The sequence below is a fragment of the Bacillus gobiensis genome (assembly GCF_001278705.1).
GTDB lineage: Bacteria > Bacillota > Bacilli > Bacillales > Bacillaceae > Bacillus > Bacillus gobiensis.
On the sequence record NZ_CP012600.1, the window covers coordinates 204,152 to 219,012 of the forward strand.

At 42.3% G+C, this 14,861-nt stretch carries 13 protein-coding genes and 1 pseudogene; 10 read left to right on the plus strand and 4 right to left on the minus strand.

The window, feature by feature from the left end:
- Positions 1-116: 116 nt before the first annotated feature.
- The 3 genes and pseudogenes from AM592_RS00915 to AM592_RS00925 all read left to right on the plus strand — a co-directional run bounded on the left by AM592_RS00915 (position 117) and on the right by AM592_RS00925 (position 3,202).
- Positions 117-572 (plus strand): GNAT family N-acetyltransferase, encoded by a 456-nt coding sequence (locus AM592_RS00915; RefSeq protein WP_053602044.1) that lies wholly within the window; start codon positions 117-119, stop codon positions 570-572.
- A gap of 480 nt (positions 573-1,052) precedes the next feature.
- A pseudogene (locus AM592_RS00920) lies at positions 1,053-2,791 on the plus strand (ABC transporter ATP-binding protein).
- A 228-nt stretch (positions 2,792-3,019) separates the two neighbouring features.
- A complete protein-coding gene (locus tag AM592_RS00925; protein ID WP_053602045.1) occupies positions 3,020-3,202 on the plus strand; it encodes a YolD-like family protein in 183 nt (60 codons plus the stop codon).
- A gap of 3 nt (positions 3,203-3,205) precedes the next feature.
- Here the strand turns inward: AM592_RS00925 and AM592_RS00930 are convergent, their stop codons facing one another.
- From AM592_RS00930 to eutB, 4 genes are all read right to left on the minus strand, one after another.
- On the minus strand, positions 3,206-3,991 hold the full coding sequence (locus AM592_RS00930; protein WP_053602046.1) for a glucose 1-dehydrogenase: 786 nt from the start codon (positions 3,989-3,991) through the stop codon (positions 3,206-3,208).
- Between the two features lie 13 nt (positions 3,992-4,004).
- Positions 4,005-4,847 (minus strand): GRP family sugar transporter, encoded by an 843-nt coding sequence (locus AM592_RS00935; RefSeq protein WP_053602047.1) that lies wholly within the window; start codon positions 4,845-4,847, stop codon positions 4,005-4,007.
- Positions 4,848-4,952: 105 nt separating this feature from the next.
- Positions 4,953-6,539 carry a PucR family transcriptional regulator gene (locus AM592_RS00940; protein WP_053602048.1) on the minus strand — a complete coding sequence of 529 codons (1,587 nt, stop codon included), beginning with the start codon at positions 6,537-6,539 and terminating at the stop codon, positions 4,953-4,955.
- Positions 6,540-6,558: 19 nt separating this feature from the next.
- Entirely contained in the window at positions 6,559-7,551 is a 993-nt protein-coding gene (eutB, locus tag AM592_RS00945) for a hydroxyectoine utilization dehydratase EutB (RefSeq protein ID WP_053602049.1), read from the minus strand.
- Between the two features lie 251 nt (positions 7,552-7,802).
- Here eutB and AM592_RS00950 point away from each other — a divergent pair, with 251 nt between their 5' ends.
- The 7 genes from AM592_RS00950 to ehuD all read left to right on the plus strand — a co-directional run bounded on the left by AM592_RS00950 (position 7,803) and on the right by ehuD (position 14,844).
- The gene (locus tag AM592_RS00950; RefSeq protein WP_053605935.1) at positions 7,803-8,993 is read left to right on the plus strand and encodes a M24 family metallopeptidase; all 1,191 of its coding nucleotides are present in this window, start codon (positions 7,803-7,805) and stop codon (positions 8,991-8,993) included.
- A 6-nt stretch (positions 8,994-8,999) separates the two neighbouring features.
- On the plus strand, positions 9,000-10,004 hold the full coding sequence (locus tag AM592_RS00955; RefSeq protein ID WP_053602050.1) for a cyclodeaminase: 1,005 nt from the start codon (positions 9,000-9,002) through the stop codon (positions 10,002-10,004).
- Between the two features lie 13 nt (positions 10,005-10,017).
- Positions 10,018-11,229: a cystathionine gamma-synthase family protein gene (locus AM592_RS00960; RefSeq protein ID WP_053602051.1), complete on the plus strand. Its 1,212-nt coding sequence runs from the start codon at positions 10,018-10,020 to the stop codon at positions 11,227-11,229.
- A gap of 14 nt (positions 11,230-11,243) precedes the next feature.
- Positions 11,244-12,479: a M20 metallopeptidase family protein gene (locus AM592_RS00965; RefSeq protein ID WP_318773055.1), complete on the plus strand. Its 1,236-nt coding sequence runs from the start codon at positions 11,244-11,246 to the stop codon at positions 12,477-12,479.
- Between the two features lie 126 nt (positions 12,480-12,605).
- Entirely contained in the window at positions 12,606-13,496 is an 891-nt protein-coding gene (gene ehuB / locus AM592_RS00970) for an ectoine/hydroxyectoine ABC transporter substrate-binding protein EhuB (RefSeq protein WP_053602052.1), read from the plus strand.
- Between the two features lie 32 nt (positions 13,497-13,528).
- Complete coding sequence (ehuC, locus tag AM592_RS00975; protein WP_053602053.1) at positions 13,529-14,179, plus strand: ectoine/hydroxyectoine ABC transporter permease subunit EhuC; 651 nt, start codon at positions 13,529-13,531, stop codon at positions 14,177-14,179.
- The gene (gene ehuD / locus AM592_RS00980) at positions 14,179-14,844 is read left to right on the plus strand and encodes an ectoine/hydroxyectoine ABC transporter permease subunit EhuD (RefSeq protein WP_053602054.1); all 666 of its coding nucleotides are present in this window, start codon (positions 14,179-14,181) and stop codon (positions 14,842-14,844) included. The genes ehuC and ehuD overlap by 1 nt, the downstream gene beginning before the upstream one ends.
- Positions 14,845-14,861: the final 17 nt, after the last annotated feature.

A 14,861-nucleotide genomic window follows, 5' to 3' on the forward strand; every position in this document is an offset into this window, starting at 1 on the left:
CTGTATATACATATTTACTAATGATTGAAAAATCAAATTATTGCATCAGATTCAAAACTTGATCTGCTATTAAATTATAATAATGTATATTCTACCGTAACCGAGGAGGGATTCTAATGGATATTAAAGTAGATGATTTAACTGGATCTAAAGTGGCCGAATTGGTGGGAGAGCATCTTCAAGGTATGACAATGCATTCTCCGCCAGAAAGCATACATGCACTAAATCTTGACGCATTACGGAAACCAGAAATAACTTTTTGGAGTGCATGGGAGGAAGATGACTTAGTTGGATGCGGGGCACTTAAAGAACTTGATGCCGAACATGGAGAAATAAAATCAATGCGAACATCTTCATTGCATTTAAGAAAAGGGGTTGCAAAGCGACTCCTTCAACATATTATTGAAGAAGCCAAACGACGAGGCTACCGACGCTTAAGTTTGGAAACGGGATCAATGGAAGCTTTCGAACCAGCAAAAAGACTATATGCTAGCTTCGGGTTTCAGTATTGTAAGCCGTTTTCAGATTATATAGAAGATCCAAACAGTGTATTTATGACAAAGGAATTATGAGAAAAATAATGATATAAAGAACTAGAAATAAAAAAAGTGCTGTCTCAAAACCCACAGAGAAAATGAATTTTTCTCTGTGGGTTTTTATTTGCGCCATGATTTTCTCCCTGATGTAAGAATAGTGAGCTATAGCGGCTTACCTTAGTTAAACAGCAATTGAAATCATAGGAATGCAATTGTTAACAGATATAAAAAGAAAGTTGGAACCGATAATTTCTAATTCTCTGATCATGTACTTTTTTTATTATTATCTATATTTTCTTTTCCTGTAACTGTATAGACGTCACTTTCTGAAATAATTGTTCATTTCTCTAAGGAATCGTTTACAATGAAATTATCAACGAACAAGGAGGCAATTAACATGAAAAACATGATGAATCAAACCGTACAAACATATAAGGGTGGAACACTCTCTTAAATTGTAAACGGTGTACCCCCTTATATGTGTTTATTTAAAAAACACACAAAAAGGGGTAAATCATGCGTTTTCCAGTAAAAAAATTTTTCTCATATTACAAACCATATTTAACGTTGTTTCTTTCGGTATTGGCGTGCACCTTTATCGTATCTGCTGTGACTTTGGTGTTTCCGCTACTCGTTCGGTATATTACGAAAGATGTTTTGGAAGGAGACTTGTCTACTGCGTTAAGTGAAGTGTATTGGATTGGTGGGCTGATGCTAGTTTTAGTCGCAATCCAGAATATAGGAAACTACTTTGTGGACTACAAAGGCCATGAAATCGGTGCTCGAATGGAAAGTGATATGCGCAGTGAGCTGTTCGCGCACATGCAAAAGCTTTCCTTTACCTTTTACGATAAGGAAAAGACAGGACAGCTCATGTCTAGAATAACGAACGACCTGTTGCTCCTTTCCGAGCTGTATCATCACGGACCAGAAGACTACCTCAAATATTTAGTCCGCTTTATTGGAGCATTTGTCATTTTGTTCTCTATTAACGTACCATTAACGATCGCCGTATTCTGTTTTTTACCATTCTTAGGTGTCTTTGCATTGTATTTTAATAAGAAGTTAAACAAGGCATTAAGAAAAAATAAAGAGGGAATTGGGAACGTAAACGCACAGGTAGAGGATAGTCTATCGGGAATCCGCGTAGTAAAATCGTTTGCCAACGAGCACATAGAGATCGAGAAGTTCAACCAAGAAAATAATCTTTTCCTCGACAGCCGAAAGAAAACATACAAAGCTGAAGCATACTTTTTCAATGGTGTGGAAACGTTTATCCAACTGATTACGATCACGGTGATTATCTTTGGCAGCGCTAGTATCGCAGGCAACACTTTAGATTTAGCGGATTTAATCACTTTTTTACTATATATCAGCTTTATGATTGAGCCAATTCAACGACTAACTCATATGAGCACGCAATTTCAAGAAGGAATCACTGGCTTTCAGCGATTTATGGAAATCATGAATCTGAAGCCAGAAATCGAAAACAAATCGAATGCCATGATTCTGACAGAGGTACATGGTGAAATTGAGTTCAAGAATGTTTCCTTCCGTTACGAAGATTTGGACAATGTCTTCGTAAACTTGTCGCTTCGTGTACAACCGGGAGAGTACGTTGCGTTAGTAGGTCCGTCTGGTGCAGGAAAAACTACATTATGCTCTCTCATTCCTCGCTTTTATGATGTGATAGAAGGGGATGTGTCAATAGACGGGATCAATGTTCGTGATATCGACCTGCAGTCATTAAGAAAATCCATTGGTATTGTACAACAAGATGTTTTCCTTTTTGCAGGAACGGTGATTGAAAATATCCGCTACGGAAATCCAGCAGCGAGCGATGAAGAAATTATCAAGGCAGCCAAGCATGCCAACGCCCATGATTTTATTATGAGATTGCCAAACGGCTACTACTCCGAGATCGGACAACGAGGTGTCAAACTGTCTGGCGGTCAAAAAAGCGACTAAGTATCGCTCGCTTATTCTTAAAAAATCCACCGGTTCTCATTTTAGATGAGGCAACAAGCGCACTAGATAACGAAAGTGAAGGGATCGTTAAGGAATCACTAGAATCGTTAGCAAAAGGGCGTACCACCATCGTCATTGCCCATCGCCTTTCCACTATTCGTAATGCCGGGCGGATTATCGTATTAACGGAGGACGGTATTGTGGAACAAGGTACGCATGATATGTTACTTGCAAGCAATGGAGTATATGCATACCTATATTCGAAGCAGTTTAAATTACAAGTATAAGCTCTTTTACAACAAAATCGGCTCTCTCCTTAACGAAAGGGGAGGGCCGATTTAATATTTTCCCGATAAACCACGCCTTCATGCTAAAACTGTCTGGTGATTAGCTGTATTGGTGCCTAAGTTTTGAACTAAATGCTCATTTTATCACAATTTCTTCACAATTTTATGCAAGCGTTTTCTTTATTATGGTTTATACTAAAGATACACACTAATTAGGAGGGAATCTTCGTGATACTTAATGCATTAAGAAAGAACAGCTTCATTACGGTTAACTATTATGAAAACGGTTCCTTAAAAACGAGTAAAGGACGAATTTCTCACCTTAATGTATATGAACAGCATCTTACACTTATCGATGAGCATAAAAAGACGTATTCAATCCGGTTATCCGCCATTAAAGAAATCCAGTAAGGCTTACCCTTTTCCTGCCTGGAATCCAGGATATTTCGTCATGCCGCCGTCCACATAAAGGGTGAGCCCAGTCACATAGCTTGCTTCGCTTGAAGAAAGCCAGACTGCACATGCGGCTACCTCTTCGGGTTTACCTATATACCCCATTGGAATAAGCTCGACAACGCCTTCCTTTAATTTTTCATCCGCAAATTTTTCAGCGTTAATCGGCGTATCAATCGCGCCCGGTCCGATGGCATTTACACGGATTCCTTTCGGAGCATATTCAAGAGCTAATGTTTCTGTCAAAAGCTTCGCGCCCCCTTTACTTGCTGCGTAATGTACAAAATGCGGCCAAGGGATTTGCTGATGAACAGATGACATATTAATAACAGAACCTTTAATGCCGTGGTCAAGCATGTAGTCAATCGCTTCTCGACATCCCAAAAACATCCCGGTTAAATTCGTCGAGATGACGCGATTCCAATCCTCTAAGGTAAGCTCATCTGAAGGCACTTCGTTTTCAATTCCGGCATTGTTCACCATTATGTCAAGAGAGCCAAATTCACTAACAGCTTTTTGAATCATTTGTTTGATGTCCTCTTCTTTTGAAACATCTCCCTGGATTTTTATCGCTTTTCCGCCGCTTCTTTCAATTTCTTTTATTGTATCATCTGGGTTTTCTTCCTCTTTAAAATAATTGATAACCACGTTTGCTTTTTCTTGGCCAAATCTAAGAGCCATTGCCTGCCCGAGACCAGTTCCTGCCCCGGTAATAACAACTGTCTTTCCTTGTAAATCTGGATACATTTTTTTCTTCCTCCTATTTCGTAATGCCAAGTAGTACGCCGCCGGCAATGATTAGCAGGCAGCCTAAGATGACAAGTGATTTTTTTGAGACTTCTTCTTTCAGCAAATAAATTCCGCCAAGCGTGGATAGAACAATTCCTGTTTGAGCCATTGAAAAGCTGACGGCTACACCTATGAGCGGAATGGCCAAAAGCAACCCTAAATTTCCAATTGCCCACCATATGCCTGAAATCAAGTTTCTCAACGTGTATTTACTGATGGGCTGATGTTTGGCAGTTAAGGCAATAGCAGCCAAAACCATTCCTACAGATTGGGGAAACACCGCTGACCAGCCGTCAATATTAAACCAGCGTATTAAGACGACGTACCCTACATAGCCAACAGTTGAAATGAGTAAGATCACAATTCCCTTTTTTATGCTTTTTTCTTCACCGTTCTGGGATTGTTGTCCGATCGATGTGAACACAACTCCGGCAATAATACATATAATCGCAAGAGAACCAATGAGAATGACGGATATCGTTGTCCACTCTCTAAATACAATCACACCAATAAGCGTTGTACAAAATAGCTGCATTCCAGTAGACATAGGTACTGCCATGGAAACGCCAAGATGCCTGACGCTTGCAAATTGGTTCATTTGTCCGATCGTCCATAAAATACCGGAAACAATGGACACTCCCCATACAACCGAGGTTAACTCCGGCCTTTTGAAAAGAAATATGACGATAGAAAAGATTAAGGCTCCAATCGTTGTTCCCAGTGCCTGCTGATATGGGCTTCCTTTAAGCTTTACACTAACAAGGACTAAACTGCCCCATGTAATCGCAGGCAAAAGAGCAAATAGAATTCCCAAGCTGCTATCCCTTCTTTCTACGTTAGCTTTTGCTTAGGTTTCCACAAATTTGCTACAAACATGCATAAGGAATGACGTAAATAATCACTTAAAAGTTAGCTTTTTTTAAATCGCTTCAAACCGAATGGTCCAGAGCTTTAAGCACAATTGAAGCAAAAAGAGGTCATCCGGATTTCCCAGCGATCTACCTGATAATGCTTCAATTTTATTCAATCGATATAGCAGCGACTGGCGATGGAGAGAAAGAATACGTGAGGTTTGGCTGACGTTTCCTTGATTTTGTAAATAGGAAGCGAGGGTGTGCAGTAAATCAAGACCTCTTTCTTTATCATAGGCTGCAATTGCACCGATCGTTTTGTGCATCATTTCTGCAGCGTTTGAGTCTTTTGCTAATACGGATAACATTCGAAAGACCCCGGTATTGGCATAGGTGCTTCTCGTACCAGAACCTTTATGATTTCTGCCGATTTCTAATGCAATAAGAGCATCCTTATAGCTTGTATGAAAAGAATAAGTCCCTGCATGGTTTTCACCGATTCCCCACGAGAATTCCGCGTTTTCTATTGCTTTTATTTTTGGTTCGAATTCATCAAGAAATTGGTGGGCGGACCGATTCGCTTCTTCTCTCGATGCTTCAAGAAAGATAATCAGCTTGTCTCTGGTAAATGCGCAGATTATTTTCTTTTTCAGTTTGTCAGCACAAGAGTATAAAAGATTCTCCACTTTCCTTGATAGTGGATTAGGCACGCGATCAAATCCATCGGTTTCCTGGTGTCCGATAATACATACATAAGGCAAGGCAATATCTATTTCCAATGAAGCGGCCGCTGTTTCCAGTTCCGATTTAGAATGGCGCTCATTTTTTATTAACTGTTGTATGAGCTCTTCTTTTTCTTTAAGGGCATTATCAAGCTTTGACTGTTCTTTTTGAAGCCAAAGATTTAGTGCCGAGACAGCTTGGTTAAGAATTGTCCATGAAATAGGCAGTGAAGCGGGTGCTTCTGACTCCAATACGAACATTCCTGTTTCCCAATTTGTCAATTGGATAGGAGTAAGCTGAACAAGTGATCCGTTCTCGTTATACAAAACAGCAGGAGATGAATGTTCAAAATAGAAATGGCGGGATCCGGTTAATTTTTCGGGCGAGGAAGTGAGAGTAAAGTCAGAATCCTGTTTGATAATGAAAGCATGGGCTGAGAATTTCTTTCCTAAAAAATTCAATGCATCATAAATCGTTTTGTTTTCTAAAAAGTATTGCAGCAGCTTCCTTTGGATTTGATCAGTCTTCTGTAATTCGTCTTTTTGCCATTGATGAATTTCTTCAAGTACTGTTTTTATGATATCTGAAAAGCGTATTTCCCAAGGAAGCTCAATAAGAGGAAAATTCTTTTCATTCGCAAATTGGATAACGTCTTCAGGTATTTCTTGAACATGTCTGCCTACTGCAATAGCCAGAGCAGCTGCACCGGCGGAATAAACTTCACCTACAAATGATAGAAAGAGTGATGGATTCGATCCGCAGCCGATTCCGGTTGACAGGATGAGCTCGTTTTCCCTAACAAAATCTTCAACCGGAATTTCAATCACCGCAATGGATTCTGTTACTCGAGCTGTAATACTTTTCTCTCCGGTTACCAACGCTGCCTCTTTCATTATTGGAAGAGATAGCACATCTTTCACAGAATAATTCACTCTTCATCACTCCTGTTTATTAAAGATAGGGTTGAATTGCTTTTGCGTGAGTTTGTAAATCAACATTGCATCCGCTCGATATGAGGACAATTTCAGAACACGATGGCTCAATTAGTCGATCTATTAATGCTCCTGCAGCAATCGCCGCTGCACCTTCTATGATGATGTGGTGATGCTTATATAAGTAAGCCATACCCTTTGCAATGGAGTCCTCAGGGATTAAGAGCGATCGATCAACATAGCGCTTCGCCATGTTAAAGGTGTACTGATTGTTCTTTCCGATACCGCCTAATAAACTGTCGGCAAGAGTTGGATGCTCTGCCACAGTAACCGCTTGTCCGGATTTGAGGCTTTTGTGCATCGCTGCTCCTTTTTCCATTGAAAGGCCGATGATTTCAATAGAAGGATTTGTATGCTTCATCACCATTCCAATTCCGGAAAGAAGGCCACCGCCGGACAATCCTCCGATCACACAATCAACTTGCGGCAGGTCTTCTAATAGTTCAAGGGCAATCGTACCTTGGCCAGCGATCACGTGAGGGTGATCAAAAGGAGGGATTACTGTTAATCCTTTTTTCCTTTCAAGTTCGTAACAGCGTGCTTCTGCGTCATCTTGTCCATCTCCGCTGATTTCCAGCTCAGCACCTAGTTTTTTTATCGCTTCAAGCTTTGCTTGGGGAACGCGTTTGGATACGCAAATACAAGAGCGAATGCCCAGTTTTTTAGCGGCTAATGCAACTGCTGCGCCGTGGTTACCGGTAGAAAAAGTAGTCACACCTAACGATCGTTGTTTTTCCGATAAGTGAAGCATCGCATTAACTGCCCCCCTCATTTTAAAAGCTCCGCTGTCGTGAAGATGCTCATATTTAATATATACATTTGTATGCTCGTTTGATAGAGCCGGCGAATGGACAAGGGGAGTTTTTTGAATAATTGATCCAATGGCTTGTTTGGCTTTCCATACATCTTGAACAGAGATAAGAGTTTCTTTTTTCTGTTGAATCGTAGTCATTTTCGACACTCCAGTTATAGTTATATGTTAGAAAATATAACATTGTTGTTATGGAATTGAATTGATTCAGTATATATGAACTTATTAGAAAAAGTCTATTGTAAAAAATGTATGAAAAAAAGACTTGAAATTCTTACAGATTGAGCAATAGTTTTCATTCAAATAAGAGAATTACAATAAATGCATGAAACATAACGTATATTTGTCATAAAATATCACATGATTTAAAGGAGTGGGTATCTGTGGTTATGCTGTCATTTGATGTCGCTGAATATAAACAACGGATTAAGAAGACAAAGCAGAGAATGGAAGAAAAGGGAATAGACGTTTTGCTGCTGACGGATCCGGCAAATATCAATTATTTATCGGGATATGACGGATGGTCATTTTATGTTCATCAGATGCTAGTCGTATTGCTTGATGAGGAGCAGCCGTTTTGGATTGGTCGAGGCCAGGATGCAAACGCCGCTAAGGTGACGACCTGGCTTGATGAAAATCATATCATTCCGTACACTGATGATTTTGTTCAATCGACAGTAAAGCATCCAATGGATTTTGTGAGCAGCATTTTAAAAGAAATCGGACAGCATAACCGTGCGATCGGTATCGAAATGGATGCGTATTACTTTACAGCGAAAAGCTTTTTGCAGCTGCAAAAAGGATTGCCGAATGCGACATTTACCGATGCGACCAGCCTTGTCAATTTCGTACGAATCATTAAATCAGATCGGGAAATTGACTTTATGAAGAAAGCCGCCCGCATTGTCGAAAAAGCGATGCAGACAGGGATTGATTCGATTAAGGAAGGCGTTCGTGAATGTGATGCGGTTGCTAAGATCTATGAAGCACAAATTAGCGGAACAGACAGTTTTGGCGGGGATTATCCTGCGATTGTTCCGTTGCTCCCGTCCGGAGAAAAAACGTCGACTCCGCATTTGACATGGACGGATGACAGATACAAAAGCGGAGATCCGGTCATACTGGAGCTCGCAGGCTGCTACAAAAGGTACCATGCTCCCATGGCTCGAACAGCAATCATCGGCCAACCAAGCTCCCAAGTAAAATACTTGGCTGACGTTGTGATTGAAGGTTTAAATGAAACACTCGCTGCGATCAAACCTGGTATGACTTGCGAGGAAGTCGAAGGTGTGTGGAGAAAAAGCATTGCAAAAAGCGGGTTTGTCAAGGATTCCCGTATTGGTTATTCAATGGGGTTGAACTATCCTCCAGACTGGGGCGAGCATACCGCAAGTCTTCGTCAAGGGGATACAACCATTCTTCAGCCGAACATGACGTTTCATTTAATCCCGGGAATCTGGCTTGACCATTATGGAGTAGAAATAAGTGAGTCGTTTCGGGTAACAGAAAATGGATGCGAGGTGTTTGCCGATTTTCCTAGAGAGCTGTTTGTTAAGCCTGAGTCTATAAGTGTCAGAAGGTGAAAAACGATGTATTTATTTGAAGAGAATGATATACGTAAGCATGTGAAATTGGATCAGACAGCTATTCAGTTAATTGAGGGAGGCTTTACTCAGCTTGCGGCAGGAAACGTCACTTTACCTCCGATCATGAGAATTGATGTGCCGGAGCATAACGGAGAGGTTGATGTCAAATCTGCATATATCAAAGGATTGGACTCGTTTGCTTTAAAAATTTCTTCCGGTTTTTTTAATAATCCTTCTCTTGGTTTGCCAAGCTTAAGCGGCATGATGATGCTGTTCCAATCGAAAACAGGACTCCCTGAAGCCGTGCTTTTAGACAATGGATATCTGACAGATGTTAGAACGGCTGCAGCAGGTGCTGTTGCGGCAAATCATTTGGTGAAACAAAAGCTTCAGTATGCCGGCGTAATTGGGACAGGCTTGCAAGCTAGATTACAAATGCATGCCTTGTACGCTGTACGGCCGTTTAAAGCAATCACTGTCTTCGGTCGTTCGGAAGAAGCAGTACGCGTCTATGCGAGTGAAATGGAAAAAGCTCTAGGAGTTACCGTTCGAATTGCGGACAGCCCTGAGCAGGTTGTCAAGGAAAGTGAGGCTGTTGTGACGACAACACCGTCTAAACAGCCGCTGATCAAAGCGAATTGGATTCATCCGGGTCTGCACATCACGGCAATGGGCTCAGATGCAGAGCATAAACAGGAGCTGGAAGCACAGGTTTTTACAAAGGCAGACGTCATCGTTTGTGATGTGAAATCTCAGTGTTTTCGCTTAGGCGAGCTGCACCATGCAAAAGATCAGGGGATTCTTTCTGAAGAAACAGAATCGATCCTTGAACTAGGAGAACTTACATCAATGAAAAAAACAGGCCGCCAAAACGAGAGCCAAGTGACTGTGTGTGATCTAACAGGCACCGGCGTTCAAGATACAGTGATTGCCAGATTTGCCTATGAACAATTAATAACCCGGGGACGAGGACTAGTTCTAGGCAAAGATACTGCAAACACAAAATAGGAGGAAATCACCAATGGAAAAACAAAACGAAGCGAGCATGGGAACAAAAGCTGTTTGGGCAGGAGAAAAAGAAGTACTAGTGCACGGCGCTACGCAAGTGCCTGTTGTTGTAAGTGTTGCCTACAATTATGACGATATGGATGAATGGTACGATGTCGCCGTTGGGAAAAAGAAGGGCCATATCTATGGAAGGAATACAAACCCAACGGTACAAGCATTTGAAAATAAAGTGCGGATCATGGAAGGTGCAGAAGCTGCAACAAGCTTTTCAACCGGAATGGCTGCGGTAAGCAATACGCTCTACACTTTTTTGAAGCCGGGAGATCGGATTGTATCCATTAAAGATACGTATGGAGGAACGAACAAAATTTTCACGGAGTTTTTGCCGAATATGGGGGTTGAGGTGGCTCTTTGCGATACAGGAGATCATGAGGCGATTGAAAAAGAAGTAGAAAAAGGCTGCAAGCTTCTATACTTGGAAACTCCGACAAATCCAACGGTGAAAATTACGGATATTAAGAGAGTAGCAAAGACCGGCAAAGACACTGGAGCAATCGTTATCGTAGACAATACCTTTGCTACCCCGATCAACCAGAACCCCCTCAAGCTTGGAGCGAATCTCGTCCTGCACAGCGCGACGAAATTTCTGGGCGGACATGCGGATGCGCTGGGAGGCGTCGTTTGCGGTTCGAAGGAACTCATTGAGCCAATCTATCATTATCGGGAAATCAATGGCGCGACAATGGATCCGTGGGCAGCTTATCTAATTCTGCGCGGGATGAAAACGTTGAAGCTGCGCATGAAAGAGCAAACAAAAAATGCGAAAGCGATCGCAAAATTTTTACAAGCTCAAGACCTGGTTGAAGATGTTTTCTACCCTGGTTTAGAGACTCACACTAACCATGAGATCGCCAAGGAGCAAATGAACGATTTTGGCGCGATGATGAGCTTCTCGTTAAAAGGTGGAATGGATGCCGTGAAGCTGCTGCTTCCGAATCTTAAATACGCAAACCGCGCCGCAAATTTAGGTGCCGTGGAAACGACGTACGGCCCTGCGCGGACGACCAGCCACGTCGAGTGTACACCTGAAGAAAGAGCGGCGATGGGGATTCCGGAAGGGCTTGTCCGAATTTCTGTCGGAATCGAAGAGGAAGAGGATCTCATTCAAGATCTTGAGCAAGCATTTGCAATCTTAAAGGAGAAACATGCGTCCATAAGCTTATAAAAGAAGGTGAAAACGTGAAAGACAGCTGGATACGTTTACGAGCACATCAACTCGCTGATCAAATGATAGGCTGGCGGCGACACCTGCATCAATACCCTGAATTGAGCTTTCAAGAATATGAAACGTCCCGTTTTATTGTTGAAGAGCTGAGAAAAATTCCCGGAATGGAAATCGAGACAGGGGTAGGGACAGAGACATCGGTTGTTGCCACTATTTCTTCCGGAAGCGGTCCGGTCGTTGCAGTTCGGGCAGATATTGATGCACTGCCTATCATCGAGGAAACGAACCATTCGTATTCCTCTCTTTCAACCGGAGTGATGCACGCCTGCGGCCACGATGCCCATGCTGCAATCCTGCTGGCTGTGGCTGCTCTTTTAGGAGAAGCTCGCGAGAAAGGTGAGTTGAATGGAACGGTAAAGCTTATTTTTCAGCCAGCAGAGGAAGCTGCAGATCATCTGGGTAAAACCGGCGCCCTTTATTTAGTGGAAGCGGGAGTTCTTGACGAAGCGGAATGTGTGATTGCCTTGCATATGAGTCCTGAGCACCGGGTTGGAGACATTCTCATTCATGATGGATACAGCATGGCCAATGTTGATGTTTTTGAAGCGACGATACACGGAACAGGCGGGCATGGTGCGTATCCTCATCTTGGATCTGATCCGATTTGGATGTTGGGTCCTGTATTGCAAGCCATCCATGGAATTGTTGCGCGACATATTTCTCCGTTAGATCCGGCGGTTATTAGTATCGGAGAAGTAAGAGCGGGGACGGCAAGTAATGTGATTCCTCCGGAAGTATATCTGCAAGGCACGATGCGCAGTTATTCACCAGATGTGCGCAAAATCCTTATCGAAAAATTAAGAAAAGCCTTCTCAATCGTGGAAAGCTTTGACGGAACTTATTCACTTTCAGTAAATAAAGGGGAACCGGCTCTTTATAACAATCCGTCTGTGAATCATGTGATTCGCCAAACTGTTCATCATCTTTATCCAGCAATGAAGCAGCTGGATCTGCCGTTTGGCCTCGGAGGAGAAGATTTTTCCCATATGGCTCTGAAGATTCCTGGAGCCATGTTTTTCTTAGGCTGTGCCCTGCAAGACGGAAAACACCGGGAATTGCATACCCCTGTCTTTGATATTGATGAAAGCTGTATGCCAATCGGAGCTTCTATCTTAACGCAAACAGCCATGAACATTTTAAATCGGAATTCAGAAATACAGAACGATACGTCCGGACTAAAAATCGTCTGAACCTATGTAAAAAAGAGCCACCGTTATGATACATCGGGACATGGCTTTGCCGAAATCATCCTCCAGGAAATAATCGAAAGTCGACTACATTAAACTATCAAACTAAATATGTGAGGAGAGAAAAAAATGAAAAAATGGCTGTCAGGTCTTATCATTGGATTCTTATGCATTGGATTATTTGGATGTTCTTCTTCAGCTTCATCGAATGGTTCAGCAAGCGGCGGAGAATCAACATTAGAAAAAGCAAAAAAAGCAGGATCGGTGACGGTTGGATTTGCCAATGAAACGCCATATGCGTACCAAACTCCCGATGGAAAATTAACCGGGGAAGCAGTTGAAGTCGCCCGGGCTGTTCTCAAAAACTTGGGGATTGACGAAATGAAAGGCGTATTGACAGAATTCGGCTCATTAATTCCAGGATTGAATGCCAATCGGTTCGATATCATTACTGCCGGCATGTATATAACCCCCGAGCGATGTAAGCAAGTCGACTTTGCAAATCCAGAGTACAGCATTGGCGAAGCGATCGCAGTGAAAAAGGGAAATCCGCTTAACATTAAAAACTATGACGATATTAAAAACAACAAAGATATAAAAGTCGCCGTCATGAGCGGAGCCATTCAAAGCGATTACTTAACAAAATACGGAATTGACAAAGGCCAAATTCAATTTGTATCAGATAATCCGAGCGCCATTTCCGCCTTGCAATCAGGAAGGGCAGATGTCATTGAAATGACAGGGCCTTCTCTTCAATCCGTATTAGATGCGGCAAAGGATGGCAGCATCGAACGTGTCATGGATTTTGAACAGCCTGTGATTGACGGGCAAAGTGTGCGCGGTTATGGAGCGAGCGTATTCCGTAAAGCAGACTCAGATTTCCGTGAAGCATTTAACCAAGAGCTCGAAAAAATGAAAGAATCAGGCGAGCTTCTGGAAATATTAAAAAAATTCGGTTTTACGGAGCAAGAGCTTCCTGGAGATAAAACAGCTGAAGCACTATGCAGTCCATCAAGTTAACAAAAAAACAAATATGAAAGCGGGGAAGAAAAATGTATTCGATCCCGGATTTAGCTAAGCCGCTTTTAAGTGGAGCTGCCGTCACATTGCAAGTCATGATTTATTCTGCTGTTCTTGCTGCGATTCTCGCATTTTTATTCGGATTTATGAAGCTATCACAAGTAAAGCTTTTGAAAATCATTTCCGGGATTTATATTGAAATATTCCGCGGAACCTCATTATTGATTCAATTATTCTGGCTTTACTTCGCGCTGCCAATGTTTGGAGTTCAGCTATCGGCTATGGCAGCGGGGGTTTTAGCCCTCGGTCTTAATTACGGTGCATATGGTGCAGAAGTTGTTCGCGGTTCGATTTTGGCCGTGCCCAAGGGGCAAACGGAAGCGACGATTGCCTTAAATATGGAGCCCGCACAAAGGATGAGACTTGTTATTTTGCCTCAAGCAATTATGCTTATGATCCCTTCGTTTGGAAACCTGTTAATTGAACTGCTTAAAGGAACGGCGCTTGTTTCACTCGTTACCTTGTCCGATTTGACATTTCAAGCGATGTCATTACGAACGACAACGATGCAAACAACAGAAATTTTCACGTTGCTATTACTGTTTTACTTTATTATTGCGTATCCAATCACATTGGGAGTTCGGTGGTTTGAGAAAAGGCTGTCGGCAAGGAGGGTGTCGTAATGTGGGATTGGAGTTATGCGATATCGATCGTGCCCCAGCTGATCGATGCGATGTGGATGACGATTGCTGCCACCGTTGCGGGCTTTATTACGGCCGCAATCCTTGGGCTGCTATGGGCCGTCTGCAGAAGGTCATCCTTTAAGCCTCTTGTCTTTCTCGTTACTTGCATCGTCGATTTTGTGAGAAACACTCCGCTTTTGGTGCAATTGTTCTTTATATTTTATGTGTTTCCCGAATACGGGGTATCACTGAGCCCGTTTGCTGCAGGAGTCATTGGGCTTGGATTGCATTACAGCACCTATTTGGCAGAGGTATTCCGCTCAGGCATCGAATCGATTCCAAAAGGGCAATGGGAAGCTGGTGAAGCGTTAAATTTTTCAAAGCCGAAGCTGTGGCTGCGAATCATTCTGCCGCAATCTATCGCTCCTATCATTCCGGTACTTGGCAACTATTTCATCGTAATGTTCAAGGAAACTCCGCTCTTATCCGCCATCACATTGGTAGAGATGATGCAAACGGCAAAAATCATCGGTTCTGGATCATTTCGATATTTAGAAGCTTTTACGCTTGTAGGTCTTATCTTTTTGCTGTTAAGCTACCCTGCTTCTCTTCTTGTTCGATACGTTGAAGGAAAAACGAACGCAAAATTGGGAAGGGCTGCATAAATAACAATTTGAAAGGG

What these genes read in the sequence shown, in the direction of transcription:
- ehuB (WP_053602052.1), top strand. Translation starts at nt 12,606, where the DNA reads ATGAAAAAATGGCTGTCAGGTCTTATCATTGGATTCTTATGCATTGGA.
- AM592_RS00915 (WP_053602044.1), top strand. Translation starts at nt 117, where the DNA reads ATGGATATTAAAGTAGATGATTTAACTGGATCTAAAGTGGCCGAATTG.
- eutB (WP_053602049.1), bottom strand. Translation starts at nt 7,551, where the DNA reads ATGACTACGATTCAACAGAAAAAAGAAACTCTTATCTCTGTTCAAGAT.
- AM592_RS00955 (WP_053602050.1), top strand. Translation starts at nt 9,000, where the DNA reads ATGTATTTATTTGAAGAGAATGATATACGTAAGCATGTGAAATTGGAT.
- ehuC (WP_053602053.1), top strand. Translation starts at nt 13,529, where the DNA reads ATGTATTCGATCCCGGATTTAGCTAAGCCGCTTTTAAGTGGAGCTGCC.
- ehuD (WP_053602054.1), top strand. Translation starts at nt 14,179, where the DNA reads ATGTGGGATTGGAGTTATGCGATATCGATCGTGCCCCAGCTGATCGAT.
- AM592_RS00960 (WP_053602051.1), top strand. Translation starts at nt 10,018, where the DNA reads ATGGAAAAACAAAACGAAGCGAGCATGGGAACAAAAGCTGTTTGGGCA.
- AM592_RS00930 (WP_053602046.1), bottom strand. Translation starts at nt 3,991, where the DNA reads ATGTATCCAGATTTACAAGGAAAGACAGTTGTTATTACCGGGGCAGGA.